Here is a 1322-nt window from a genome sequence, read left to right as displayed (position 1 = left end):
TAGCTTGCTCCCCAGTAGAGTAGAACGGTATAGACCACGACAAATAGTCCAAGGTTCCAATACCGCCTTAACTCCTCTGCAGGGGCAAGGTTTTCCATCGCACGATCTCTGGTCACCCATAACCAGGAGCAGAGCGCGATGAGGGTCGTCGGCTCAAGAATCAGCTCGGTGTAAAGGATACTCATCCAGTAGGTCTGATAGTCCGGAGTGAAGTAGTCCAATCCCTTGGCAAACGCAAAGGTTCGCTCATAGACATTCACAGCAATTTCAAAGACTGTGATGATAGCTAGAGCAATCCAGAGGTTTTTCCAAGAGAAGGCTGACTTGTCCGGTATCGATATCGAGACTGTTTGCGTTGTCGCTTGTGCCATATATCAACCTCCTTTGATCCATTATCGTCTCCACGTCTAATGGAGACTAACTATAATCAATTAATCTTTTTTAGGGATTCAAACAGACATTTCTTGTATTTAATATTAGGATATTCCTGGTATAAGGGGTAGGTTTAAAAACTTTTATTATTTAATAAATATTTTTATTGTTTATTTACAAGATTGGTAGAATATCATTTATAAAATTAATATAATATAATATTAGTATATCTTATAGTTTTAGTTTATTTTTTAGTTATTTTATAAAAAATATTTTCTTTTCTGTCTTATTAATAACAAGTTATGACTCCTATTGTTTTTTTCTCATTGAATCATTATACCTAAGAGAGTGGTGGATAGATTTTCTTAGAAAAATAGCCCATGCAAATTCTCTAACGCTAGGATCAATTGTTTGATTGAACAAATATATTTTTCATCTTTCTAAAATGGAGTGATTAAGGAGCATAAGGGATGCACCAATGGCATTAAGATTATCCATCCCCACTTCTGAGGCAATGGAAAAAAGACGAAAGGTTGATTGCTAAACGCTTCGATTTGGTAAAATGACCAGATGCGGCCGCCGCAAGCCCCTGGCTTTAGACATGAGGGATAAGGCTGGTTCGGATTTTTCCCGTTAGGGGTTGATTTATGCATCCATCTGTCTTCTAACGGCCGAGTGAAGTACCAATCGAACAATAAGGACAAAAAGAATGTCTGAGAAAAAGCAAGTCTAGGCGCCGTCGTTTGTCTGCGAGCTGCCGCTGCGGACAACCCCAGCGGATGAGCGCTAGCTTTCTATTCGGTTTGAAATGGCAAGGCAGATTTACAATGCCCTCTTGGGAGAGTCGCTCCTGCTGGCTCTCATGCGCAAGAGCCGAGACTGGCAGCGCGCAAGCTGCGAGCCGGATGCGGGGGGAAGCGTGCCCCCGCTCAGACGTGAGATCATCGACC

General features: G+C 41.8%; 1 protein-coding gene. It reads right to left on the bottom strand.

The annotated features are described in order from the left end of the window. Nucleotides 1-371: methane monooxygenase/ammonia monooxygenase subunit C (locus A7Q09_RS11060; RefSeq protein WP_244228644.1), on the bottom strand; the 371-nt coding region annotated here is incomplete at its 3' end. Nucleotides 372-1322 lie beyond the last annotated feature (951 nt).

The organism is Methylacidiphilum sp. Yel (genome assembly GCF_004421185.1).
GTDB lineage: Bacteria > Verrucomicrobiota > Verrucomicrobiia > Methylacidiphilales > Methylacidiphilaceae > Methylacidiphilum.
The sequence above is the reverse complement of the archived record's forward strand: the minus strand, read 5'-3'. Positions and strand labels throughout refer to the sequence as shown.